Annotated in this window: 22 protein-coding genes and 1 tRNA gene; 10 read left to right on the top strand and 13 right to left on the bottom strand. The window is 45.8% G+C overall.

Annotated elements, in window-relative coordinates:
- Positions 1 to 7: 7 nt before the first annotated feature.
- Entirely contained in the window at positions 8 to 409 is a 402-nt protein-coding gene (gene psb28, locus H6F63_RS07125; RefSeq protein WP_190636080.1) for a photosystem II reaction center protein Psb28, read from the top strand.
- Complete coding sequence (locus H6F63_RS07120; RefSeq protein WP_190636077.1) at positions 406 to 1,308, top strand: TIGR01777 family oxidoreductase; 903 nt, start codon at positions 406 to 408, stop codon at positions 1,306 to 1,308. The genes psb28 and H6F63_RS07120 overlap by 4 nt, the downstream gene beginning before the upstream one ends.
- A 103-nt stretch (positions 1,309 to 1,411) precedes the next feature.
- Here H6F63_RS07120 and murA read toward each other — a convergent pair whose 3' ends face one another.
- Both murA and H6F63_RS07110 read right to left on the bottom strand, forming a co-directional pair.
- A complete protein-coding gene (gene murA, locus H6F63_RS07115; RefSeq protein WP_206755819.1) occupies positions 1,412 to 2,782 on the bottom strand; it encodes a UDP-N-acetylglucosamine 1-carboxyvinyltransferase in 1,371 nt (456 codons plus the stop codon).
- Between the two features lie 58 nt (positions 2,783 to 2,840).
- The gene (locus tag H6F63_RS07110) at positions 2,841 to 2,987 is read right to left on the bottom strand and encodes a hypothetical protein (RefSeq protein ID WP_190636076.1); all 147 of its coding nucleotides are present in this window, start codon (positions 2,985 to 2,987) and stop codon (positions 2,841 to 2,843) included.
- A 6-nt stretch (positions 2,988 to 2,993) separates the two neighbouring features.
- Here H6F63_RS07110 and H6F63_RS07105 point away from each other — a divergent pair.
- A tRNA-Leu gene (locus H6F63_RS07105) sits at positions 2,994 to 3,077 on the top strand.
- A gap of 104 nt (positions 3,078 to 3,181) precedes the next feature.
- Positions 3,182 to 3,970 carry an RNA methyltransferase gene (locus tag H6F63_RS07100; RefSeq protein WP_190636074.1) on the top strand — a complete coding sequence of 263 codons (789 nt, stop codon included), beginning with the start codon at positions 3,182 to 3,184 and terminating at the stop codon, positions 3,968 to 3,970.
- Between the two features lie 83 nt (positions 3,971 to 4,053).
- Here the strand turns inward: H6F63_RS07100 and H6F63_RS07095 are convergent, their stop codons facing one another.
- A complete protein-coding gene (locus H6F63_RS07095; protein WP_190636073.1) occupies positions 4,054 to 4,278 on the bottom strand; it encodes a hypothetical protein in 225 nt (74 codons plus the stop codon).
- Between the two features lie 221 nt (positions 4,279 to 4,499).
- Here H6F63_RS07095 and lpdA point away from each other — a divergent pair, with 221 nt between their 5' ends.
- From lpdA to H6F63_RS07070, 5 genes are all read left to right on the top strand, one after another.
- Positions 4,500 to 5,933 (top strand): dihydrolipoyl dehydrogenase, encoded by a 1,434-nt coding sequence (lpdA, locus tag H6F63_RS07090; RefSeq protein WP_190636072.1) that lies wholly within the window; start codon positions 4,500 to 4,502, stop codon positions 5,931 to 5,933.
- An 89-nt stretch (positions 5,934 to 6,022) separates the two neighbouring features.
- Positions 6,023 to 6,907, top strand: a complete 885-nt coding sequence (trpC, locus tag H6F63_RS07085; protein WP_190636071.1) for an indole-3-glycerol phosphate synthase TrpC — start codon at positions 6,023 to 6,025, stop codon at positions 6,905 to 6,907.
- A 396-nt stretch (positions 6,908 to 7,303) separates the two neighbouring features.
- Entirely contained in the window at positions 7,304 to 7,585 is a 282-nt protein-coding gene (locus H6F63_RS07080) for a DUF5340 domain-containing protein (protein WP_190422014.1), read from the top strand.
- 112 nt (positions 7,586 to 7,697) lie between these two features.
- Complete coding sequence (locus H6F63_RS07075; RefSeq protein WP_190636070.1) at positions 7,698 to 9,020, top strand: hypothetical protein; 1,323 nt, start codon at positions 7,698 to 7,700, stop codon at positions 9,018 to 9,020.
- A 226-nt stretch (positions 9,021 to 9,246) separates the two neighbouring features.
- Positions 9,247 to 10,401: an alanine--glyoxylate aminotransferase family protein gene (locus H6F63_RS07070; RefSeq protein ID WP_190636069.1), complete on the top strand. Its 1,155-nt coding sequence runs from the start codon at positions 9,247 to 9,249 to the stop codon at positions 10,399 to 10,401.
- Positions 10,402 to 10,944: 543 nt separating this feature from the next.
- Here the strand turns inward: H6F63_RS07070 and H6F63_RS07065 are convergent.
- From H6F63_RS07065 to H6F63_RS07040, 6 genes are all read right to left on the bottom strand, one after another.
- Positions 10,945 to 11,136 (bottom strand): DUF2949 domain-containing protein, encoded by a 192-nt coding sequence (locus H6F63_RS07065; protein ID WP_190422022.1) that lies wholly within the window; start codon positions 11,134 to 11,136, stop codon positions 10,945 to 10,947.
- 609 nt (positions 11,137 to 11,745) lie between these two features.
- A complete protein-coding gene (locus H6F63_RS07060) occupies positions 11,746 to 12,360 on the bottom strand; it encodes a DUF192 domain-containing protein (protein WP_347276778.1) in 615 nt (204 codons plus the stop codon).
- Positions 12,361 to 12,383: 23 nt separating this feature from the next.
- Positions 12,384 to 13,079, bottom strand: a complete 696-nt coding sequence (gene nblR, locus H6F63_RS07055; protein WP_190422023.1) for a response regulator transcription factor NblR — start codon at positions 13,077 to 13,079, stop codon at positions 12,384 to 12,386.
- Positions 13,080 to 13,322: 243 nt separating this feature from the next.
- Positions 13,323 to 14,021 (bottom strand): pirin family protein, encoded by a 699-nt coding sequence (locus H6F63_RS07050; RefSeq protein WP_190438742.1) that lies wholly within the window; start codon positions 14,019 to 14,021, stop codon positions 13,323 to 13,325.
- A gap of 46 nt (positions 14,022 to 14,067) precedes the next feature.
- On the bottom strand, positions 14,068 to 14,289 hold the full coding sequence (locus H6F63_RS07045; protein ID WP_242019576.1) for a CDGSH iron-sulfur domain-containing protein: 222 nt from the start codon (positions 14,287 to 14,289) through the stop codon (positions 14,068 to 14,070).
- Between the two features lie 179 nt (positions 14,290 to 14,468).
- The gene (locus tag H6F63_RS07040; protein ID WP_190636062.1) at positions 14,469 to 14,654 is read right to left on the bottom strand and encodes a hypothetical protein; all 186 of its coding nucleotides are present in this window, start codon (positions 14,652 to 14,654) and stop codon (positions 14,469 to 14,471) included.
- Positions 14,655 to 14,757: 103 nt separating this feature from the next.
- On the opposite strand from H6F63_RS07040, the gene metH reads away from it, so the two are divergent.
- Positions 14,758 to 18,342 (top strand): methionine synthase, encoded by a 3,585-nt coding sequence (metH, locus tag H6F63_RS07035; protein ID WP_190636060.1) that lies wholly within the window; start codon positions 14,758 to 14,760, stop codon positions 18,340 to 18,342.
- Positions 18,343 to 18,446: 104 nt separating this feature from the next.
- Here metH and H6F63_RS07030 read toward each other — a convergent pair whose 3' ends face one another.
- The 4 genes from H6F63_RS07030 to H6F63_RS07015 form a co-directional block, all read right to left on the bottom strand.
- Positions 18,447 to 19,205: a Uma2 family endonuclease gene (locus H6F63_RS07030; protein ID WP_190636203.1), complete on the bottom strand. Its 759-nt coding sequence runs from the start codon at positions 19,203 to 19,205 to the stop codon at positions 18,447 to 18,449.
- Positions 19,206 to 19,533: 328 nt separating this feature from the next.
- Positions 19,534 to 20,820, bottom strand: a complete 1,287-nt coding sequence (locus H6F63_RS07025; RefSeq protein ID WP_242019574.1) for an MFS transporter — start codon at positions 20,818 to 20,820, stop codon at positions 19,534 to 19,536.
- Between the two features lie 575 nt (positions 20,821 to 21,395).
- Positions 21,396 to 22,559 (bottom strand): PepSY-associated TM helix domain-containing protein, encoded by a 1,164-nt coding sequence (locus H6F63_RS07020; RefSeq protein WP_190636058.1) that lies wholly within the window; start codon positions 22,557 to 22,559, stop codon positions 21,396 to 21,398.
- A 40-nt stretch (positions 22,560 to 22,599) separates the two neighbouring features.
- On the bottom strand, positions 22,600 to 25,395 hold the full coding sequence (locus H6F63_RS07015; RefSeq protein ID WP_190636055.1) for a TonB-dependent receptor: 2,796 nt from the start codon (positions 25,393 to 25,395) through the stop codon (positions 22,600 to 22,602).
- Between the last annotated feature and the right edge of the window lie 478 nt (positions 25,396 to 25,873).

Genomic DNA, 25,873 nt, shown 5'->3' with positions numbered 1-25,873 from the left:
TTTTTTCATGACTTCCGATACACCATTAATTCAATTTTTTGAAGGTATTCCTGAAGAAATCAGTAATGTCAGCTTACGCCGGAACAAGAGTTCTGGAGTTCGTACCGTATTGATGACGTTTAAAGAGTTGAAATCCATAGAAAGATTCAACAGCTTTAGAAAAAAATTTTCTAATTCGCTGCGCTTAAGTGATGAAGAAGGTGTGATTAGTGTCGAGCCTTCCTCGGTTAAATTTATTTTCTCAGGGCCAGAAGGGGATGATTTCGAGCGGCTGGACTGCGAATTTGAAATCCCGCGAGACGAGCACTGGGAAAGATTTATGCGGTTTATGAATCGCTATGCTGAAGCGAATGGCATGGCTTACAGCGAAACCCAAAAAACAGCAGCTAGCCAAGCAGGTGCATCATGAAAGTAGCGATCGCAGGAGGAACCGGATTTGTCGGCTCTCGTTTGGTAGAGCGACTACTAGCTGAAGGTCATCAGGTGCTAATTTTAACTCGCAACCCCGCTTCTGTGAAACCCGCTCCAAATGTAGAGGTTGTTGCCTATAATCCCCAAGAATCGGGAGCTTGGCAACAGTCGATTTCTGGATGCGATGCGGTGGTGAATTTGGCGGGGGAACCCATCGCCGAAAAGCGCTGGACACCAGAACACAAGAAGGAAATTATCAATAGTCGCAAAATTGGCACTCAAAAAATTGTAGAAGCCATTTCTAAAGCCAACCCGAAACCATCAGTTTTGGTGAGTGCTTCCGCAATTGGTTACTATGGCACCAGCGAAACCGCCACGTTTGAAGAAAGCAGTCCTTCTGGTAATGATTTTTTGGCACAAGTTTGTCAAGAATGGGAAGCAGAAGCCCAAAAAGTAAAAGACACGGGTACGCGGCTGGTGATTGTGCGAATTGGGATAGTTCTGGCTATGGGAGGAGCAATTGGTAAAATGATTCCTCCCTTTAAAATGTTTGCTGGCGGCCCTATCGGCACAGGGAAGCAGTGGTTCTCTTGGATACACCGAGACGATCTAGTGAACCTAATTTTATTCGCACTACAACAAAGAGAAGTTGAAGGTGTTCTCAACGCCACAGCCCCGAACCCAGTCCGCATGAACGAAGTATCGCAAACCTTGGGGGAAGTTTTAAATCGTCCCTCCTGGTTGCCAGTTCCCGCCTTTGCTTTAGAAGTTCTTTTGGGAGATGGGGCCCAAGTCGTTTTGGAAGGACAACAAGTTCTACCAAAACGCACCATTACCCAAGGCTTTGACTATCAATATCCCAGCCTCAAACAGGCGTTGGAGGAATTCTTGGATTAATGCTAATTGCTAATTGCTAATTGTGTTCCTGGGTACTGGGTACTGGGTACTGGGGCAGTATTTTCCTAGTCCCTAGCCCCTAGTCCCTAGTCCCTCTTAGCCATTAGCCAACCTTTACAGTTTCAACTGGCAAAGTATCCTCATCCTGCACCCGCTCTAATTTAGCTCCCAGTTGCCGCAGTTTCTCCTCTAGCTTCTCATAGCCTCGGTCTAAATGCTGCAATCCTTGAATCGTCGTTTTTCCTTCTGCCGCCAGCGCCGCCAGCACCAGTGCCGCCGAAGCGCGTAAATCTGTCGCTAATACTGGCGCGCCCGATAGCATCGGCACACCCCGCACTAGCGCATGGTTGCCTTTGACGCGAATATCTGCACCCATGCGATTTAATTCGGCAACGTGACGCAAACGATTTTCAAACACGGTCTCACTGATGGCGCTATCGCCATCGGCAAGTGTCAGCAACGCCATAAACTGCGCCTGCATATCTGTCGGGAAACCCGGATAGGGCAAGGTTTCGATATCAGTCCCTACGTATTGGTGTCCGCCGATAATCCGCAGACAGTCGGGTGCATCTTCAATCACCTTAGCGCCAATTTCTCGCAGCTTAGCGATCGCTGCTGTCAGATGATCTGGAACCACAGGCGAGATACTGATTTCTGAATGCGTAATTGCCCCTGCTACTAGCAACGTCCCCGCCTCAATCCGGTCGGGAATAATGTTGTAGTCGGTAGAATGCAATTTGGGAACACCGGAAATTACAATTGTGTTGGTGCCTGCACCGCGAACTCTCGCGCCCATCGAATTGCAGAAATTAGCCAGATCCCCGACTTCAGGCTCTTGTGCAGCGTTTTCTATCGTGGTTTCGCCTTCCGCCAAGGTCGCCGCCATCATCAGCGTCTCTGTAGCACCGACGCTGGGATAATCTAAATAAATTTTTGCCCCTTTTAACTTTCCGCTGCTTCCATTGACATAAGCATGGACAATTCCATGCTCAATTTGCACATCTGCCCCCATGTCCCGCAAACCCCGGACGTGGAGATCAACTGGTCTGGCACCAATAGCGCAACCGCCGGGTAACGGCACCCTTGCCACCCCCAGACGCGCCAGCATTGGGCCTATGAGAAAGAAGCTTGCCCGCAGTTGCGAAACCAACTCATAGGGCGCTTTTGATTCTCCGATGTGGCTGGCATTGATGTCGAGAATGTCGCCATTTCGTTCTAGCTTTACACCCAAGGACGACAAAATTTGACCCATTCGTTCCACATCGACAAGCGAGGGAACATTCCGGAGGCGAAAATCTTCCGGACAAAGCAATGCTCCCGCCATGATCGCTAGGGCTGAGTTTTTGGCACCGCTAATTTTGGCGTGTCCTTTCAGAGAGTTTCTGCCCCAAATCTGTAGGACGGATTTGTCTTCTTCGGGCAGAGAGTAGGTGTTGGTCAGGTTGAGAGAGGGGTTAATAGGTCTATCCTCCAAATTTCCGGAAATAGTGTTGCATTTTTTTAAATTTGGTTTTGATTCTACAGTAAAGATTTTAAATGTCTACATTATTGGCACTCCAGATATCATTTTCAGCCGAGTTAAGCATTTTACCTTGTCCTGGTTCCAATTTCCGGAGCAAACAAATTAGTTGACTAATGCCAAAACTTGCGGCAATATGATAATTTGGAAATGTAGTCAAGGCTACGCGGAACTGGCGGAATTGGCAGACGCGCTAGATTCAGGTTCTAGAGTCCGCAAGGATGTCCGGGTTCAAGTCCCGGGTTCCGCATCTCAATTTTGGATTTTTGATTTGGGATTACTAGCCTAGTAATCCCAAATTATTTTGTACTCAGCAAGTCATCCCCAATCCAAAATCTAAAAATCCAAAATCGAATGTTGACCAGTCTCCAGAATCCTCTGGTAAAGCAAATCCGCAAGTTGCATACTCCTAAAGAGCGGCGAGAGCAGCAGCTATTTTTGTTGGAAGGGACGCACTTGCTGGAGGAAGCGATCGCAGTTGATTATCCTCTGGTGACAGTTTGCTGTACGCTGGAATGGCAGGAGCGTCACCCGCAACTGTGGAACAGCATTTGTCAACGTTCCCCGCGCACCGAATTGGTGAGTCCGGAAGTCCTGAAGGCTCTTGCTACCACAATTCAACCAGATGGTGTAGTCGCTACAGCACCGCGAGTCTCCAATCGGGCGCAAAGTCTACCCGTCAATGGTTTGGGGCTGGTATTGGAAACAATACAAGATCCCGGCAACCTGGGGACAATGATTCGCACCGCCGCCGCATCTGGTGTAGATTGGCTTTGTGTGAGTGCAGATAGTGTAGATTTAGATAATCCGAAGGTGCTGCGAGCCTCAGCCGGACAGTGGTTTCGGCTACCGATGAGCGTCAGTTCGGATTTAATAGCTGACATTTCCCACTGTCGGAAACAAGGGATGCAGGTAGTAGCCACTGTTCCCACAGCAACTTTAACTTATTGGGAAGTTGACTTGCGCCGTCCGACGCTGATTTTGATGGGCAATGAAGGCGCGGGGTTGTCAGATAATTTAAGTGTAATGGCGGATGTGCAGGTGAAAATTCCCCTGAGTCCGGGGGTAGAGTCTTTGAACGTAGCTGTAGCAGCTGCCTTGATGTTATACGAAGCGCAGCGTCAGAAAAGTTTTAGCGATTAGCCATTGATGTTAGGTAAGAAGCGTCGCCTACAGAAGCGTCGCCTACAAAATCAGACTTTGAGCAGAAAATGCCCAAAGTCTGATTATACATTCCCGATTTCTTGGAAATATTGCTCAATGTCAGCAACGGCATCCTCTAAATCATCTACGGCAATCGGATATTGTTGATGATTATTCCCCTTAACGGCGTGCAACTTTGAAGTATCTCTCTGACTTTCCTGAGATAGCAACAATTCCTGCAATTCGTCGAGGGACTTGCTGAAAGAATCATCGGTATCGCGTTCGTTCTCTTGGTGACTGTAATTCATGCGTCTGATTCCTAAAACACTGCTCATCCTAGCAGCGCACTCTGATAGTTATGAGACGATCGCCAAAACTCGACAATCGCGATTATGTTAGCTTCTACAATACAACAGAGACTTTAAAGATGTCCCCCGTCAAATTACTGACTAATAACTGATCGTTTGGGACTTGCGCTCACTGTTGGTCAAGTTCAAAATAAGTAGGGCATCGCGCACGGGAGAGTAACGTGACTGAGGGATTTGATTACGATTTAGTGATTATTGGGGCGGGTGTAGGCGGACATGGTGCTGCATTACACGCCGTCAGCTGCGGACTGAAAACCGCTATTGTAGAAGCAGCAGATATGGGCGGTACTTGTGTTAACCGGGGCTGCATTCCTTCAAAAGCACTGCTTGCGGCATCTGGTCGGGTACGGGAGTTACATAACGCCCATCACCTGAAATCGTTGGGTATTCAAGTATCTGGCGTTGAGTTTAACAAAGAAGCGATCGCGTCCCACGCCAACAACCTTGTTTCCAAGATTCGCGGTGATTTGACAAATAGCCTACAACGATTGGGTGTAGATATCATCCGGGGTAGGGGTAAAGTAGCTGGACAGCAAAAAGTATCTGTTACCACAGAATCGGGCGAAAAAACTGTCACCGGAAAAGACATTATCATTTCCAGTGGATCAATTCCTTGGGTTCCTCCAGGGATTCAAATTGACCACAAAACCGTCTTTACCAGTGACGAAGGCGTAAAATTGGAATCGCTACCACCGTGGATTGCGATTGTTGGCAGCGGTTACATCGGTCTGGAGTTTTCGGATATTTACACAGCGTTAGGCTGTGAAGTGACGATGATTGAAGCTTTAGACCAGCTGATGCCTGGTTTTGACCGCGACATTGCAACTATAGCTGAAAGGATACTGATTAAGCCCCGCGACATCGAAACCAAAGTCGGCATTTTGGCAAAAAGTGTCACCCCCGGAACGCCAGTAGTTATTGAGCTAGCCGATGCTAAAACTAAAGAAGTCGTGGACGTGCTGGAAGTAGATGCTTGTCTGGTGGCTACGGGACGCATTCCAGATACTAAAGACCTGGGATTAGAATCTGTGGGCGTAGAGACAGATAGGAAGGGCTTTATCACTGTCGATGACCGGATGGCAGTTCTGTCAGGCGGCGAAGTAGTACCCCACCTGTGGGCGATTGGAGATGCCACTGGTAAGATGATGCTGGCTCATGCTGCGTCTGCTCAAGGTGTCGTGGCAGTAGAAAATATTTGCGATCGCCATCGATTGGTAGACTATCACAGTATCCCAGCCGCAGCATTTACCCACCCAGAAATCAGCTTTGTCGGCTACACAGAAACAGCAGCAAAGGATGTGGGCAAAGAACAGGGATTTGAAGTGGGGGTAGCGAAGAGTTACTTCAAAGGTAACTCGAAAGCGATCGCTGAAGGTGAAGCGGACGGCATGGCAAAGGTCGTCTACCGCAAAGACACCGGGGAAGTGCTGGGTGTTCATATTATCGGAATGCACGCAGCAGATTTGATCCACGAAGCCGCAAATGCGATCGCTTCTCGTAACACTGTCAACACCCTGGCCTACTATGTCCACGCTCACCCCACCCTCTCGGAAGTGCTGGATGAAGCCTACAAACGGGCTGTAGGAAGTCACTAGCCAATGCAAGGATTTTAGATTTTGGATTGAAAACAAAATCCAAAATCTAAAATCCAAAATCCAAAATCGAATTGTGCCAAACTATATCTATGCAAATTCGCCGTCGTCCACCAAACCCATCTGTTTCCATCAGCAATTTCGGTTATCGAGTTGTCGTACCTGGTAATGAACCAAGTCACATTTTGGAGGAAATTGTCTGGCATAAAGAGACGGAAGTTGACCGGATGCGAGAACGTCTCCCCTTGAACGAGTTGCAGCGTCAAGTACAGACAGCACCAGCAGTGCGTGACTTTCTTGGGGCATTACGACAAGGTAAGACAAAACCTGCCTTAATTGCGGAAGTAAAAAAAGCCAGTCCCAGTAAGGGAATCATTCGGGAAGATTTCGATGCGGTAGCGATCGCTACCGCATACAAGCAGGGACAAGCGAGTTGTTTATCGGTACTCACTGATAAAAAATTCTTCTCTGGTAGCTTTGAAAACTTGACTGCTGTTCGCGCTGCCGTAGAGTTGCCCGTATTGTGTAAGGATTTTGTAATATATCCTTATCAAATCTATCTCGCCCGACGACACGGAGCTGATGCCGTCCTGCTAATTGCGGCAGTTCTTAACGACAAAGACCTGCAATACTTTGTCAAAATTACCAACGCTTTGAGGATGACACCCCTAATTGAAGTGCATACTCTAGCAGAACTAGACCGCGTATTATCCCTGAAAGACGTTACCCTAGTTGGTATAAATAATCGCAACTTGCAAGATTTTTCTGTGGATCTGCAAACAACCTGTCAGATTCTGGCAGCGCGAAGCAGCGAGTTGCAACAGCGCGGCATTCTTGTCGTTAGTGAGTCCGGGCTGCACACCCCATCTGACCTTAGCACGGTTCAGGCTGCTGGTGCAGATGCAGTGCTAATTGGTGAATCTTTGGTAAAACAGCCTGACCCGGCTGCGGGTATCGCCAAGCTGTTTTCCAAGTGACACGCTTTTGAATCAGGAAGAAGGATGAAAGAGGAAATATAAATAAATTAAATCTGGCTAATTGCCCATAATTAAATAGTTCATGGTTCATAGTTCATCAATAGACTTGTTGCATTGATTCAGCCCCGAACTGAACAGGGCATCATAGCTAAAATCATCGCCGCGATCCTTTAGTAAATGTTTCAACCCGTTGTAACGGATTGAAGTTTTGAACCAGAAATTTATTTTCAAGGCGATGACTGCAAGAAGTCTAATGAACAATCAACCATCAACAAACTGAGAAATAATATGGGTAATAAGACGGATTTGAGCTAAAAAAATTTCTTCCTTCAGCCCCCATCCTTGCGCTTTTATCCTTAACTTAGATATCCGTCCCCTTGAGGTAAATCAGGTTTCATGGAGCCAATTCCCCTTCCGTCTCACATTCACTACGAACTACTGCTGCAACTTTTAGAACGCCAAACCTCCTTTGCTGCAAGACAACAACCAGCAGTGCGGGAGCAAGTTCACCAGCTTATAAGTACCCTACGCAAAGCGATGGCTCAACAAAAGCAAATTGAGCAAACCTGCGCTAGAGCAAATTTACCAATTGATTACCGTTGGTCTGTGAATAATATCGCTTTTGAGGAGACACCGCCGCCTGATGTCGTCACCGGACAACGGGAACCGAAGGGTTAGAAAGTTAAAAGTTATGAGTTTTGAATACACTGAGAGATATAACTCATAACTTGTAACTACGAAATGGCTGCTGGATGCACCAAAACTATTATTGATTTCTGGGAGGTTAGGAGTGACTGAACCAGATTCAAGTAATCGTTTCTGGTGGGACTCCCAGGAAGCGTTAGCAGAAGCAGAACAAACGAATGCTGATGCTACCCCACAACCTCACGAACCAGACCAGGGACAATCTTGGGAGCAGGAACGTCAAGCTTTACTCAAAGAGTTGGAACAATGGCGAGAAGCAGCTAAGGCGGCGGATGCTCGTGTAACCCATGACCAACAGCAATTAGAGCGCATTCATCAGTTAGAGCAGGCTTTGCAAGAGTCGCAAGCTTGTGTAAATGAACTAAGACTCAAACTTGGCGAACGAAACCTTTTGAAAGCCCAGCTAGCCTCAACAGAGGAAGTAGCTAACCTTCAACAGCAGGCCCTTTCTCAACTAAAACAAGAATTAGCCGAGCAGCGAAAGGCTCTGGAAGCGCAAGAAACACAAGCGCTACTCAAAGACCAAACTGTTCAAGAATTGTTGGCGACTATTGAAAAAAACGCTTTATCGCAGCAAGGAGAACTAGGACACCTGCGAAAAGAGTTGGCTCAAAGCCGTCGAGCTGTTCAAGCTGGTCAAAAGTTGTTGCAGCAGGAGATAGAGACGAGACAAACATCTCTGGAAGCTCAAGTTTTACGAGTGCAGGAGCTAGAAGCAGAAATTCTGGAGGCTCGAAGCTTGAGGAGAAGTGTGGAGGTGCAGCTAGCCGAGTCTCATCAACAAATTGAGGCGCTGTATCGTCGGTTAAGCGATCGCGCTGCTACTTTAAATCAGCTAGAAGATCATCTCCAACAAGCCCACGAAGCCCTGGAAGACCAACAACAACTAACGGTGACACTCCACCAGACTGAAACCCTCGTCTCGGAACAAAATGCCACCATTGACACCCTTTACCGCCAAATTGAAGCCTTAGAAATTCAGCTGGAGCAACAGCTGAAGATTCAGGCTCGACTTCAACAAGCTTGTCATGAACTGGCAGAATCACGCGATCGCCATTCCTCCCGCACCGCCGAACTTGAGTTACAAATAGGCACCCTGCAAGAGCAAATTCTTAAATCTGCCCAGCAAGCAGGCGAATATGAAGCAGCTATCCAGTATTGGAAAGATCGCTACGGTACAGCCAACGCCTTTGCTCAACAACTCAAGGAGGTAATGGAAAAAGTTATCGCAGACTGTCCAGATGAACTCTTGGAACTGCTGATGACAACCCAATCCGCCGCCGCTTCTCAACTCTCTAAGCCAGTTTCTCCAACACCTATAGCATCTCCTCCAGCAAACAAAAATTTGCAGGTAGATTTGCCAGCTTTCTTAAGAAAGACTCCGCCAGCGAACCCAGAAGTTAGTTAGTATTTATTTGCTAATGGCTAATGTAGCGATTCTAAGTTACTCGTTAAATCTTCCTAAGCGCGATCGCTTACGCCAACGCTCCGCCAAAGCGGTTCATGAATTTTGACAACTCATTTATTAATTGCTAATAGCTGATGGTAATTGACAACCTGGTAATTAGCCATTAGCAATCAGCTATAGATGTGCGATCCTAAATAATGCGCTCTTCAACTTTAAGGACAGATCAATGGATGACAAGCTAATGCTGATGATTCCCGGCCCTACCCCAGTGCCGGAACAGGTACTCCTAGCCTTAGCCAAGCACCCCTTCGGACACCGCAGCGGCGAATTTGGCAAGTTGATGGCAGAGGTGACAGAAAACCTCAAATGGTTGCACCAGACACAGAATGATGTACTGTGTTTAACTGCCAGCGGTACGGGGGCGATGGAAGCTGGCATTATTAACTTTTTGAGTCCAGGCGATCGCGTGTTGGTTGGCTGTAACGGCAAATTTGGCGATCGCTGGGCAGAATTATCCGAAGCTTTCGGTTTAAATGTTGACAAAGTTACAGCCGAATGGGGTCAACCTCTAGATCCAGAACAAATTCGCGCCAAACTCGAAGCTGACACCGACAAACAAATCAAAGCGGTTATTATCACCCATAGCGAAACTTCTACGGGTGTTCTCAACGATCTGGAAACCATTAACCGTCATGTCAAAGCCCACGGCGAAGCTTTAATCATCGTTGATGCTGTCACCAGCTTGGGGGCTGTGAATTTGCCTATTGACGAATGGGGGCTGGATGTGGTGGCTTCCGGTTCCCAAAAAGCCTACATGATTCCCCCTGGTTTAGGCTTTGTATCCGTCGGGCCGAAAGCCTGGGAAGCTTACAAAACGGCTAAGTTGCCCCGCTTCTACCTGGATTTAGGCAAGTATCGCAAAGATGCTGCTAAAAATACTACCCCCTTCACTCCGCCAGTTAACCTGATGGTGGCATTGCATACCGCCTTGAGGATGATGAAGGCTGAGGGGTTGGAATCTATCTACGGGCGGCACCAGCGCTTGATGAATGCTACCCGCGAAGCGATGAAAGGGCTGTCATTACCTTTATTTGCCCCTGACGGTTTTGGTAGTCCGGCAATTACTGCTGTGGCACCAACTGGGGTGGATTCCGAAAAAATCCGGTCGGTGATGAAAAAGCGGTTTGACATCGTTCTGGCTGGCGGACAAGACCATCTCAAAGGCAAAATCTTCCGTATTGGTCACTTGGGATTTGTGAGCGATCGCGATATTCTCGCTGCTGTTGCCTCCCTGGAAGCCACCCTGCGCGAAGTAGGATATGAAGGCTTTACTCCCGGTGCTGGTGTTGCGGCTGCTGCCAGAGTGTTTGCCCAATCTTAAGCGATTAGTAATTAGTTTCATAGGGTGGGCAATGCCCGCCCTACAATTATCAAATCGTTGTAACCTAGTCCCATTTAGCTTCCGGAAGTTCTGTGTACTTTGCTTTTAACGTTGGAAGATGTTTTAGCACCAGTTTCACGCCTGTCCAGCCCGGACGACCAACGGGTGTTACCACTATATATTTAATCAAATTTTGCACTTTCAGCTAAGTTGTATTGATGTTAATTAAGCGAAAGCTGCAATTAAAGCAATTCAAGTGTTGGGTGCGGTACTTCTGTAGGGGCTTTTTGATTGCCACGTCCCTACCAAATGTTACAACCACAATATATTCCAGCCAACTGACAAACGCTATAAAGACATCTATTACTGAAAAACGAAACCCTTGTCCTAATAACAAAAAAGAGCGGGTCTTTTATCGACCTGCTCTCTTTGTTTGGATAAATTGTAACAGATTGAACCTCCTAGGTCTTCTTCTGTGGGTCAGGATCATACCAAAGCCCAATATTGACATGACTTTTTTGCTCCTCGCCGAGTCATGAATTCTTATGCAGTTTCCAGCCAATCATAAATTTGATCTAACTGTTCTAGCGTTACTAAACCGTACTGCCATAAAATCATCGGCAAAGGCCCTGGATCGTTTTCCCGATGCCGCAAAGCGATCGAAATTGAAGCTTTGGATATTGCCAAATCTTCTTGTAAAAACCGAAGAAACCGAGAATAGCTTGCAGGTGCCATATTAGCTTTCACCACCTTTTGTCAAAGTCTGTTTTGTTATTTTGTAATTAAAACGCTGCTCGTTTAAAGTATCGATAGACAGAATCATATCTGTCCACCGTTATCAAAGCTGCTTCCCTACTATTTTCCTTTTACCTGACCGAATTCAGGTGTCACAGATCACCAACTTCCTGTGACAATTGGGCAGATGGTTCTACCGTTAACGAAGATAGGGATATAACTGGCTTATCCAGTTACCTTTGAGCGGGGTTGTTTGGTGACAAAGACACCGGAAACTTAAGTGTGGTTCCACTGTTTCCGCCAAACCCCAACCAATTGTCAAAAAGTAAACTTTGCTTAATATTTTTTTACTTCACGATTTAAATTTCATCCCTCTCTAAAAGGAGAGATTTACTTTTTAAGAGCGCTTCTGTTACACCCACCCCACACCTACACACCGAAACACTCTCTCATCCTTAGAGGAACCAACTCTCTTGAAGCGAGAAGAGGTTTAAGCGTTAACTTTAAATTAAAAATTCACCCTCAAACTCTATCTTGGGAAAGATTACCTTACTTTGGTAACAAATGCGCGAATAGTATGAGTTAAATTTTAAATTGGTTTCATAAGAATTACAAAGCTGGGCGTGTAGGGGTATCCGTATTTGTATCCAGCTGCTCAATGGTAACGCGATCGCCTACTTTTAGACCCAGTTCGGCGGCTCGTCCTCCCCGGAGTTCAATCACCCGATCGGTAGGTGTATCGGGGCCATAGGTAGGACAGATACTGGTAGTGCAGGGAGGGACATTTGCCGCAATAAATTTCACAACACCATCCCGCATAAAAATCATATCTAGAGGAATGAGTGTATTCTTCATCCAGAAGCCAATTGGTCGCGGTGTCCCGAACTCAAACAGCATCCCCCGGTCATCAGCCAAAGACGTGCGGTACATCAAACCCATAGCCTGTTGCTCTGGAGTACGCGCCACTTCCAACGCGATCGCCTCACCTGCAATAATAGCTTTAGCAGAAATTGGCAAAGTTTGACCCAAATTATCTTTGATTCCCGAAGCCTGCGCCTCACCAGAAAGCGTTTTAGATTCTAATGGCACTGACAAAGAAGTTGGTGTTGGTGATAACTGCGCCTCACCAGAAGGCGTTTTTAGTTCTGACTTTGATACTGGTGGCGAACATCCCATCAGCAACACGCACAGCATTATCCACAGCAAACTAACCCGACTACTCACAAATTCATCCCTCTTCCTTATACTTATGCTTCCCGCAAAACATACCCCACACCCCGCACCGTCTGAATCAAACGCTTCTCCCCCTCCTCCTCAATTTTGAGACGTAAATATCGAATATACACCTCAATGACATTCGACTCACCCATAAACTCATAACCCCAAACATTTTCTAGAATCTGTTCGCGGGTCAAAACCTCACGGGGATGGGACATCATATACTTCAACAGTTCAAATTCCTTCATTGTCAGATCAATCGTTCGCCCGTTACGCATCGCTCGGCGAGTAGCTAAGTCTAACACCAGATCGCTAAATCGTAACTGTTCATTAGCACCAGCTTCCGGCTGTAAATAGAGGCGTACCAGCTGCAAAAAGGCATCAGTGCGATAAGGTTTGAGAAAATAATCATCGGCACCAGACTCCAAACAAGCAACCCTATCCTCAACCGTATCCCGTGCCATTAACAGAAGCACAGGCACACGAGAGCCTGCATTTCTCAGCTGAGTACACAACTTTAGCCCGGAATCTCCTGTCAAAACTCGATCTACAACAACCAAAGCTGGCTGGAGTTCGCACGCTTGATGGAAACCGCTAGTGGAGTCGGGCGCAACAACAGTAGTATATCCCGCTTCTCTTAAGTCCAGACTCACACGCTGAACAAGAACTTCGTCTGTTTCCACAAGTAAAACACACGGGCTGCGGTCAAATGCAACATTAGACATAAGCAAAAGTGGCGCAACGCTGCTTTTTTATTTCAGTCTAGCTGAAACCACTGCATCCCTATTTGGAAAGAGTTTTATTTTCTATAGCAGTCCTACATGATTCGTGAAGGCGAGATGCCCGACTTCTCTAAGAAGTCGGGCATCTGAAGGGCTGGCTCACAACTCTGCCGAGGATTGCTATAGCACTTCCCTCATCCCCTAACTCGACTACTAAAGGAGAGAAATTAGAGTGGAATTTGCCGATTATGCCATGTCGAAGAGTAGCACTTCTGCCATTTCCTTACCGACTAGCTTTAGTGACTCCTCGTTACTCACAGCCGCACCATCGCCTGCTTCTAGCAAGTTGTCGTTCAGCATTACACTACCTCGCGCTACCTGCACCCAAGCATGACGGTTGGGTTTAAGTTGGTGGATAACTTGCTCACCAGTATCAAGTAAGGTGGTATAGGTATCGACATCTTGATGAATAGTCACCGAGTTACTGCGCCCATCTCCAGATAAAATTAGGCGAAGATTACCCCGCTTTTCTTCATCAGAATAAGTCTTCTGCTCGTAAGTTGGTTTTACCCCTTTTTTATTCGGCAAAATCCAAATTTGCAGAAAATGCACTCCTTCAGTTTGAGAATGATTGTACTCGCTGTGAGCAATACCTGTACCAGCGCTCATTCTCTGCACATCACCAGGGCGAATTATCGAACCAGTACCCAAGCTATCTTTATGTTCTAAAGCACCTTCTAGCACATAGGTGACAATCTCCATATCATTGTGGGAATGTGTCGGAAAACCCTTACCTGAATGTACCCGATCCTCATTAATCACGCGCAGACTTCTAAATCCCATCTGAGCAGGATCGTAATAGTTAGCGAAGGAAAATGTATGGTAACTGTTTAGCCAACCGTGATTAGCGTGTCCTCGATTTTCTGATTTCCGAAGCGTAATCATTTTCTACTCCTATTTACCTCAAAGATGTAGCAGCAGGAATTACAGCTTAAAGTTTGCTATGGCTACCGTCACAATATGGGGGATTGCCTGTGTATTTGCAGTTGCAAATTGCTTTTTGTTGTTTTTCCGTAATCTCAAAAGCCCCAAAAGCAAATTCTATTTCTTTGTGAGCGTCACAAAAAAGCTGATTTTCAGATTGTCCGCCACTACACCAGTAATAAGTGCCTGTTTCCAGTTCTAAAACAATTGGATTTCTATCAGCGATCACTGGTTATTTCATTGTTGCAGGTTTACTTTTAAATTCAATAATTAAAATATAATGTATATTGACTAAAGCTGTAAAGTATGCACTTTAAAGTAAGATAGTACCCAAAAGGATACTGTATCCAAAAGGCCAAAACAACCAAAAGATAGGTCAGTTTTAAAATCCCAGAGAAATAACGTTATTTAGTGGATGAAAACTGTAATTCTGCTGGGTTTATGGGGGGTGTCGCACATGAGCCATACTTTCGATCCCAACTCGCGTTCCCTTAATCCGGATGCCTTAAAAGTTTGCCATTTAACGCCAGTTAAAATAATTGCTTGTGTGGTAACTTGCTCTTGTGGGAGAGTAGATGTATTCACTGTCTGCATGTTTATCGCTTTGATTACTCCAGAAATCTATTAAATATTGCAAAATATATTAAGCTGACCTTCAAAGCCTAACTCAATTCATATTTTAAAGCCGTCGCCATCTATGACTAGCCCCTTCCTGACTCGCCTCCACAGTCCCGAACGCCCTGTCATCGTCTTCGATGGCGCAATGGGAACCAACCTGCAAACGCAAAACCTCACTGCTGAAGACTTTGGTGGGGCGCAATACGAAGGTTGTAACGAGTATCTGATATACACAAAGCCGGAAGCCGTAGAGAAGGTACATCGCGACTTTCTGGCGGTTGGTGCGGATGTAATTGAGACGGATACCTTTGGCGCTGCGTCTATTGTGCTGGCTGAGTATGACTTGGCGGATGAAGCGTATAGTTTGAATAAAAAGGCGGCGGAACTAGCGAAACGGGTGGCGGCAGAATTTTCTACGCCGGAGAAACCCCGATTTGTTGCTGGTTCGATGGGGCCAACGACAAAGTTACCGACGCTGGGACATATTGACTTTGACACGATGCAAGCTTCTTTTGCAGAACAAGCAGAAGGGCTGTTTGATGGCGGCGTAGATTTGTTTATTGTTGAGACTTGTCAGGATGTGCTGCAAATTAAGGCGGCACTGAATGCAGTTGAGTCAGTATTTCAGAAGAAAGGCGAAAGACGAGCGTTGATGGTGTCGGTGACGATGGAAACTACTGGGACGATGCTGGTGGGTTCTGATATCAGCGCAGTTTTGACGATTCTGCAACCTTACCCGATTGATATTTTGGGGTTAAATTGTGCCACTGGCCCCGACCGGATGGCGGAGCATGTTAAGTATCTTTCAGCACATTCGCCTTTTGTAGTTTCTTGTATCCCGAATGCGGGACTTCCGGAAAACGTCGGCGGTCATGCACATTATCGTCTGACTCCGATGGAATTGCGGATGGCGCTGATGCACTTTGTAGAAGATTTGGGCGTGCAGGTGATTGGCGGTTGTTGCGGTACGCGCCCTGCCCATATTGAACAGTTGGCAGAAATTGGCAAGACTTTGCAACCGAAGGAGCGACAGCCTAGCTATGAGCCTGCGGGTGCGTCGATTTACAGCGCTCAGCCTTATGACCAGGATAATTCATTCTTGATTGTGGGTGAACGCTTAAATGCTAGTGGTTCTAAGAAGTGCCGCGATTTGCTGAATGCTGAAGACTGGGATGGTCTGGTGTCTTTGGCTAAGTCGCAGGTGCGCGAAGGGGCGCACGTCCTCGATGTCAACGTGGATTATGTGGGACGCGATGGTGTGCGTGATATGCACGAGTTGGCATCTAGGTTAGTAACAAATGTTACTTTGCCGCTGATGCTGGACTCGACGGAATGGGAAAAGATGGAGGCGGGGTTAAAGGTTTCTGGTGGTAAGTGTTTGCTCAATTCGACTAACTATGAAGATGGTGAGCCGCGCTTTTTGAAGGTGTTGGAGTTGGCGAAGAAGTATGGGGCTGGCGTAGTAATTGGCACTATCGATGAGGATGGGATGGCGCGGACGGCTGATAAGAAGTTTGCGATCGCGCACCGGGCATATCATCAAGCTGTTGAATTCGGTATCCCAGCTCACGAGATATTTTTTGATACGCTAGCTCTACCTATTTCTACGGGCATTGAAGAAGACCGGGCTAACGCTAAAGCCACAATTGAATCTATCCGTCGCATCCGGGAAGAATTGCCTGGATGTCACGTTATGCTGGGCGTTTCTAATGTCTCTTTCGGCTTGAATCCAGCGGCGCGGGTGGTGCTGAATTCCATGTTTCTGCACGAGGCGATGGCAGTGGGGATGGATGCGGCAATTGTTAGCGCCAGCAAGATTCTACCATTGGCGAAAATTGAGCCAGAACATCAAGAAGTCTGCCGCAAGCTAATTTACGATGAACGCAAATTTGAAGGCGATGTTTGCGTTTATGACCCCTTGGGAGAGCTTACCACACTGTTTGAAGGGAAAACCACAAAACGCGATCGCTCTGGGGATGAAAATCTACCAGTCGAAGAACGTCTCAAGCGTCACATCATCGACGGAGAACGCATCGGTTTAGAAGAACAACTTACCAAAGCTTTAGAAAAATATCCGCCTCTCCATATTATTAATACTTTCCTGCTTGATGGCATGAAAGTTGTTGGCGAGTTGTTTGGTTCCGGACAAATGCAGTTACCTTTCGTGTTGCAATCAGCAGAAACAATGAAAGCGGCTGTTGCTTATCTAGAACCATTGATGGAAAAGAAAGATGCTGGAAATAATGCCAAAGGAACTGTAGTAATTGCCACCGTTAAAGGAGATGTCCACGATATCGGTAAGAATTTGGTGGATATTATTCTTTCAAATAATGGTTACAAGGTGGTTAATATTGGCATCAAGCAGCCAGTTGATAACATCGTTAATGCTTTTGAACAGCACCAGGCTGATTGTATTGCGATGAGCGGGTTGTTGGTGAAATCCACCGCTTTTATGAAAGAGAATTTGGAGGTTTTTAACCAAAAAGGAATTACAGTTCCAGTAATTTTAGGCGGTGCGGCACTGACCCCAAAATTTGTCTATGAAGATTGCCAAAACACTTACAAAGGTAAGGTAATTTACGGCAAAGATGCTTTTTCTGACTTGCATTTCATGGATAAATTGATGCCGGCAAAATCTGCGGGAAACTGGGATAATTTACAGGGATTTTTGGATGAAGTTGCAATATCTGACTCCCTCTCCAACCCTCCCGCGTCAACGACGGAAGGAGAAGAAAATAACACCCTTCCCGCAGGCGGAGACGGCAAGAATGAGGTGGTGTCCCAACCTGAAGATACACGGCGTTCTGAGGCAGTAGCAACCGATATTGAGCGTCCAATTCCGCCTTTCTGGGGTAGTAAGTTATTGCAGCCTGAAGATATCCCGTTGGCGGAGGTTTTTGAGTATCTGGATTTGCAAGCTTTGATTGCTGGACAGTGGCAATTCCGCAAGCCGAAAGAGCAGTCTCGTGAGGAGTACAATCAGTTTTTAGAGGAGACAGTTTATCCGATTTTGAAGGAGTGGAAGCAGCGAGTTTTAGAGGAGAATTTGCTGCGTCCGCAAGTTGTTTATGGGTATTTCCCGTGCCAGTCTGAAGGGAATTCGTTGTATTTGTACGATCCGGAGGGGATGAACCGCAAAGACGCGAAGGAAGAGAGGGAGAAGAAGGTTGTGGCGACGTTTAATTTTCCTCGCCAGAGGTCTATGCGTCGGCTGTGTATTGCTGATTTCTTTGCGCCTGTTGAGTCAGGACAAATTGATGTGTTTGCGATGCAGGCGGTGACTGTAGGGGATATTGCGACGGAGTTCGCGCAGAAGCTTTTTGCGAATAATCAATACAGCGATTATCTGTATTTCCACGGTTTGGCGGTGCAGACGGCTGAGGCTGTGGCGGAGTGGCTTCACGCCCGAATTCGGCGGGAGTTTGGGTTTGGTGGTGAGGAACCGGATAATATTCGGGATATTTTGGCGCAGCGTTATCAGGGGAGTCGGTATAGTTTTGGGTATCCGGCTTGTCCGAATATTCAGGATCAGTATAAGTTGTTAGAGTTGTTGGGAAGCGATCGCATCAATCTCCACATGGATGAAAGCGAACAACTTTATCCGGAACAATCTACGACTGCGATTATTGCCTATCACCCAGCAGCGAAATACTTCAGCGCCTAAGCGGGTGGCGGGTTAACCTCTCCCCAACCCCTCTCCTAGCAGGAGAGGGGAGTCATAATTCCCCCTTCTCTCACAGGGAAGGGATTAGGGGGTTAGGTCTGCCTTCACAACTGTTCCGGGTTAATCCCTCGTTCTCGCAGGAGTTCCTCTAAGGCTTGATAACGCTGTCTTTCTTGTTCCAACTGGGATAGTGCTTCATCAGCCCGTTGGCGTTCAGTTTCAGCCCTTTGACGTTCCTCATCAGCCCGTTGACGTTCAGTTTCAGCCCTTTGACGTTCCTGTTCCCTAAGTTGAGCCAATTCAACAAAGGTCAGAAACCGTTCTCCTGTGGGTGAAAAAATTTCCAAATTATCGGATGTCACCTGAAACCTTACCCCTAGACGAGGGCTAACCCATCCGTTCATCTCTTCAATTATCTCTAATTGCTCTCCAGAACGCAGCCAGCCGATTAACTCAATGTCATCTGGATCGTAAATGTAATATTCTTCAACGCCGTAGCGTTCGTAGAACTTTAATTTATGAGCCATTGCTTTAAGACGATTTCCGGGAGATAAGATTTCAAAAACAACCTGTGGGGGAATATTATCTTCTTCCCATTGTTTATAGGAACCCCTATCACCTTTTGGTCTACCAAAGATTACCATTGCATCTGGCGCTTGGCGAGTCTTGTTATCTCCTTCGACGGGATACCAAAGTAAATCACCTGCGACAAATACATCCATGTAAGCAGCAAACAATAATTCTAAGTTTTCCTTAATTATTACAATCCAACGGAATTGTTTAGTGTTGTCTGACATTTGCTGCCCGTCGCTGTCAGGGTAGATGATGGCTGGTGCGGTATCTGTTGGTAGTTGTTGTACCATACTGCTGTGTTTGGAGCTTGGGGAAATTGTTTTAATTATAGCGATGCCTTCGGTGGGCTTTGCCAACGCATCAATCTCCACAAGCAATCCTATTTGAGTTGTGAAGGATAGCCTTTCAGATACCCGACTTCTTGAAAAAGTCGGGTATCTCGCCTTCTCGAATCATTTAGAACTGCTATAACTTAGTAATTGCTATCTCGTTGAATCCTGAAAAAATTACTTTTAAACGTTTTTTTTAGATTTTATACACCATAAATCTAAAAAAATTTATGCTAATTTTTTCAGGGATTAGGCTCTGTAGCGCGATCGCAGTCTGGGACAATAGTTTCTACATCGCGCAACGCAGGGAAAGCATACCCACCCAAGCCGATGAGCAAACCACAAAAGGAGAAGAGAGTATATTGAAGTGCCATTCCAGATCCAGAGGCAGTACAAATATACTACCCAAGCTCCCAGCCAGGAAGCCTCCTGGTACCATCGCTGGCTCAAAAACATAGTCAGCTAAAAGTCCAGCGATCGCTAACCCCAGTGGTGCAGTAATCTGGGCAATTAAGTAGCGAGTAGCAAAAACACGTCCTTGGACGTTGGGTTCCACCTTTGATAGCCAAATAGCTTGATTAGAACTACCGATAAAAGGTGAAAAGAAAGCCATAAAAAACCCAGCTATCATCCAAATTGAGGGCAAATTTCCTAAACCCAACACCATCATGCCAGTAAAGCTCAATGCTGTCCCTAGCAACAACCCGTGAATGCGGTGCTGGGAAATGCCCCAAATACTAAGTACCACAGCACCGACTACACCACCTATACCGATAGCAGCTTGTACGCTGGCGAGTACCCCTGCATTATCACCACTACGAGCTAAAATCATCGGAGAATGAATCGCACCATTAGCAGTATCAAATAAATTAGAACTTAGCAGGAAAATCAGGATTGTTAAAAGGCTAGGACGCTTCAAGATGTAACTGAAGCCAAATGTCAACTCTTGCTTAATGTTTTGGCTATGGGGACTCTCTTGGCTTTTTTGGGGTTGTGGGATAGCTATAAACCAAAGCGTACTGATAGCGATCGCAAAGGTAATAATATCAATTGTCAGGATTCCTTGGAACCCAATTGTATAGTAAAGCGCCCCCGCTAACGCTGGTGCAATGATACTAGAACCAGAATAGGTGATGTATGAACTCATCGCAGTAGCACGAGTGTAATGCTGTTTGGGTACGATCGCTGACATAGAGGCTGAGTAAGCCAGACTCTGGACGTAGCCAAAGAAACCATTAATGGCTCCTGTCACATAAAAATGCCAAATTTGCAAGTGATTGGTCAACAGTAGTAATAAAATGGCAACTGTCGAGAAACCTGCGGCTGTATCACCCAGCATCATTAAGTATTTACGGTTCCAGCGATCGACAAATAACCCAGCGAAAGAGGCGGCGATTACTTTTGGGATGTGGGTAAAAAATATAATTAAAGACAAGGGCGTTGCTTGATTTGTAAGTTCCCAAGCCCATAAAGTAATAGCAAAGTTAGTCATCTCGGAGCCAAGAACTGATGCCAACTGTCCGATCCAAATAATAAGAAACTTGTTAAGGTTAGTTGGCTGATTTTCTGGTTCCATTAGTTTTTTCTCCTATATAGCAATCCTATTTAATGTGTAGAGACGTTGCAGGCAACGTCTCTATTTTTTTGATGAACTACTGAGATGCTTGACTGATAAAGAGAGAAACTCATAAATAAATTATTAATTCTAGGTTAGTTTAATCCCAGCATAACCCATGAAAATTCACACGTATGCGTTTATTTTCCGTAGGTTTGAACTAAATTAAGAATATAATTACTGTTTAACCAATCTTAAGATTTTTATGTTAAGAACTTGAGAAAAGAAAGATTTATCAGGTTTTTATAAACTCATACATAGCAATCCATGTAGGAATTAAAAAATTTTCGCTCTTTTTTCCAGACTCTTCTATATCCCCCGGAGGAGCTGTTTTTTACTAAATAAAAATAAAGCTTTTATATAGCAATACTAACTCATTTAATAACTTCTCCCTTTCCTTCTCCTCAACACCCTGTCTGCCTTAGCGGTTCGTTTAAAAGGTAGTCACAGCTCAAATAGGGCTGCTATACACAAGTAAACAGTCAAAGTTTGGATAGGAAAAGTTAAGTTTAAATGGTCGATGGATGTTAGAACTCTCAAATCCAAGGCCATGCAGTAGTCGTAAGTATCTTTTCCTTCCCTTCTGGTAAGCTTTGGCTTTGGAACATAGCTTCTTTGCGACGTGCGATCGCCCACTGACGCTGACGCCACAACGCGAAGCCCGTGAGAAATAAAACAGTGGGTGTGAAGCCTATAAACACGTATAAAATTCGCATAGGAATCCCACCAAAGTTACCCATGTGCATAGGAAACAGTGCATTCATAATCTTGGTTCCCAAGGGTAACTTAAGAGAATTTTCTACCCGTAAAACCTCACCCCTGTATTGGTCAACATAAACATTACTGCGACCGCTGGGAGTTGCTTCTTGGGGTAATTTCATGGTGACTCGAAAAGCCACATCCGGTTCGCTAGGAAGGGAAATATAGGTGGCTTCCCCCTCTGGCAATGCTAAAGAAGCTTTTTGTAAAGCTGCATTTAATGCTATTGGTGACTTATTTGGAACAAGGGTAGATTTTGGTTCGGCGGGTGTTTGTGTATTTGTCAACCCATAAATTACACTTTCAAACTGAGAGTTAAAAGCCAACGCTGCTCCCGTGGAAGCAAGGAGGATTAGGAACGCAGCGGACAAAATCCCTCCTACTTTGTGGATGTCGTAGTTAACCAGTTGCTTAGGAGAATTCCATCGGATTTTGAAACCTTGACCGAACCGTTTCCAGCCAGGCCATAGTATTAATCCAGTGATTCCCAGTAGCAGCAGCAATATGCCACATATACCCACGACTATTTGACCAGTTTCGCCAGCGAGGAGGGTCTTGTGAATGTCATAGATGAAAGTCATCAGAGTTTGTCCCCACTGACGAGAACCTAGAACTGCTCCCGTGTAAGGATTAATGTAAATTTTGTTCCATTTATCATCTTTTGATTTCATCCAGACTTGATGAGTTAATTCTGGCGATCGCGCTAGTTCGATGGAATCAGGGAAAAAGTCTGGGTAGGCTTGACGGGCATTTTTCACTACAGTCTCTAGGGATATGCGATCGCCTTGAGGGACAACTTCCATCAAAGTTAAATTCCGGGAGTGGTCGATCTCGTGCCAGAAGACTAACGCGCTACCAGTCAAGCCAATTACAATCAGCAATAGTCCTACTATTACCCCAACAATTCGATGCAAAATCAATGCGGGTTTGCGTAGTTTCATGTTTCCTATCCTGATTACCCATCTGTGAGCAGTTACGATATTACCAAGTCAGACGATAGCCAATGCTGATACTTCTACCTCTAGCAGCAAGGTAACTACTATCATCATCACCAGTCGTAGATTGAGAAAAGACTGGGAAATATTGATTGTTTAGCAAGTTCTCAATGCCTAGATACAATTCCCCTTGACCCAACTTTATGCCACTGATGTAGTCAACCACCACGTAGCTGCTGAGTGGTTGACGGAAACCAACCCCATCTTCAAATCCCCGCCTGCGATCGCCACTATATAAAAGTTGCAATCGATTTCGCCAGCCGGGTGTAGTTTGATGTTCAACATATGCTGTGATCTTTATGGGTTGGATGTCGCGGTTGCTAAGAGGTCTAAAATCACCTGTATCTTCTTCATCAATATCGCCTTCAGTCCAACTCACTGTACCACCAAGGGCAAAGCCTCCTCCAGCTTGCCAATCAAGAGTAGCTTCAACGCCGTAGTTCCGTTGTGGAGAACGCAGAAGTTCAAAGTCACCGAAATCATTTCCTGTGAAGCTAAGGACTGAACCTAAAGCTGAGTAGTTGTAGAAACCAGCTATAGATGCTTGCACATTGTTCCAGTTACCTCGTACTCCAATTTCGTAATTATCGACTTTCTGCGGTTCTAAAGCTTGAAAGTCTTTTTCAACTGCAAATCCATCCGGGGGAAAACCGAGGGCGAAGCTAACGTTAGGTACAGAAAATCCTTGAGAAAAGCTGGTAAACAAACTTACTTCATCTGTTAGGTTATACACGGCACCGATATTAAAAAGGGTGGCGCTAAAGTTTTTCTCTCCCCCTTCAATGTCTCTACCTGGATTTCCCGGCCCTTCATAAGTCGTGTAGTTGTCAATACTTAGACCGCTACGTTCGTGACGCACTCCGCCATTGATTCGGAAGCGATCGCTTAAGTCCCATTGCATCTGGGCAAACAATCCCAAACTTTCAAAGTCATAAGCTGGGGTGTATGGAGTCAGAGAACCAATTTTTCTTAAAGTTCGACCGCCACTGTTGTCAAAAGCTTCTGAGTCAAACACGTCTACATCGGAAGCCGTATTTTTTTGTTTTTCATAGTCAACGCCCCAGAGTAAACTAGCATTCTCGAATAAGGGCGTGTCTATTTGTAATCGTCCTCCCCAAGTATTCTCCCTTCTCGGAAATTGAGTAATGGCATCAAAGAAGCCGTCATCTCGATAATCAAAAGCAATACTAATCTCTGTATTATCTCGATAATATGCTTGAGCCTGAACGTTACTACCTAAAAGATTTTCATTGGTGTAACCCAAGCTAATCACTGTACCCCGTTGTGCCGGATCGTCTGTGCCGATATAATCTTGTTCTCCAACAAAAATGGCGCGGGGTTTTTGCAAGCCGGGGATACTTTCAATGGTTGTATCTGGGATGTAACTGACTTCTCGGCGATCGCGAGTGTGATTGATCGTAAATTGCAGGCGTTGATTTTCATCAAAGTTCAAACCAACCTTACCCAAGATGCCATAGGTCGTGGTGTCGTCTAGAGTCCCATTATCAGTGGGGATGCGATCGCCTTGAGCATCATAAAAGCCACCTGTCCAATTTCCTGAGACGGAAAGCAGATAATCAAAAATCCCTTCTGTACCAGAAATTGAGTGTTGGAGATTATAGCCAAAACTATCTTCTTCCAAATTCCCCAAAGCATCTGACACACCAAATTGAGTTGTAGAAGTTAGCCTTTCTTCGCTTGGTCTTCTAGTAATAATGTTAATCGTGCCACCTGTCGCTTGGCTTCCATAGGTTGCACTCGGCCCGCGAACAACTTCGATGCGTTCAATAGCATCAGGAGCAATGTTTCTGAACTGAACAAGTGTAGAGTTATTGTTTTGCTGGGGAACACCATCAATCAAAATGGAAGCGTTACGACCCCGCAAAGTTTGACCATTTGAACGGTTTTGTTGATTGGGAGGGCCAAATCCGGGAACTAACTTGGCAATAGTTTCCCCTAAGTCCCTCGTCAAGGCTGTCTGGCGCTGGATCTGCTCGCTGGTGATTACGGTGACAGAACGCGGTACATCTTCTAGGGCTTCTTCTGTGCGCGTTACCGTTACGATTACTCTATCCGGCAATATTTCGTTACTTCCCGGTGTCCCCCCTGGTCGAGAAGCATCCGGTACAGTTCCAGCAGGTGGCGGCGTTCCCGGTTCAGTTACCGGAGTCTCGGTTGAAGGTGTTGTCGGAGTTCCAGTTGAAGGTGCTGTCGGAGTTTCGGTTGAAGGTATTGTCGGAATTCCAGTTGTTGGTGTTGTCGGAGTTCCAGTTGTTGGTGTTGAAGGTGTTGTCGGAGTTCCAGTTGTTGGTGTTGTTGGTGCTGTTGGAGTTCTGGTTGCAGGTGCTGTCCTTCGCGGAGGCACAACAGCTGTCCCTGATGGTGGCGTTAAATTGAAAACTAAATTTTGGTTGCTTTGAGTTAGTTGTGCTGTAGGTATACCATCTGTACCGATAACTTTAATCCGAATACTATTAGCATCTAATTGCTGTACTGTCACCGATGCAACATCTTCTGTGGGGTTACTGACACTAAAGCTTTGTCCGGTGGGTAACTTTAGTCGAGTGTTGATGACATCAGTAAAGAACGTGTTGCCATAACGACCAGTAAAGCTTTGCGCTTCGTTGCCATTGTTAGTTTTGAGGATGACTTGCAAACCATTCGCCGTTTGCTTGAGTTGCACACCTGTTACTTGTACTGTTTGCGCGATCGCAGAAGTGGCCGCTAACAGGGTAGCGGAGCCTGTCAGCAACAGGCTAGAGAGTAATTTATGTAGTTTCAATCCGGTTTCCTCAACACCAATCGATATAGTCAGGTCATAGTGGATGACCCGGCTACTTATTGAAAGTTATTTGCACTAACTTAGTAAAAATAAAATGACTCTACTACCAATGTCAATGGTTATACAAATTTATTTTATTGAGAATTACTATCAGGGTGAGCTGGGGAACCTGCTCACCTCATCCTCTAGCAGCTTTGAACTACTAAAAGAGCTAAGACTGATGGACTGGCACTTTTAACGTTCCAATTGTGGGGAGCCAAACAGATAATTTCGCCAAAAAGAAGCCGAAATGAGGCATTAAGGAAGTTTTTCGAGTCTCTCTTTTAAAGACAATTGGTGAAGAAGTGTTAACTAATCAGATGCGATTGCCCAAATCCAAAAAATGGCTGGGTAACTTTTCCTTGAAGAAGCCGACACCCCCAAAGGGACTGTGGCGCGGCGAATAGAGCCGCGTTTGCCACGAAGGTAAAGAAAATCC

Source organism: Trichocoleus sp. FACHB-40 (assembly GCF_014695915.1).
Classification (GTDB): Bacteria; Cyanobacteriota; Cyanobacteriia; order Cyanobacteriales; family FACHB-T130; genus Funiculus; species Funiculus sociatus.
This window is presented reverse-complemented; position numbering and strand designations above follow the sequence as displayed.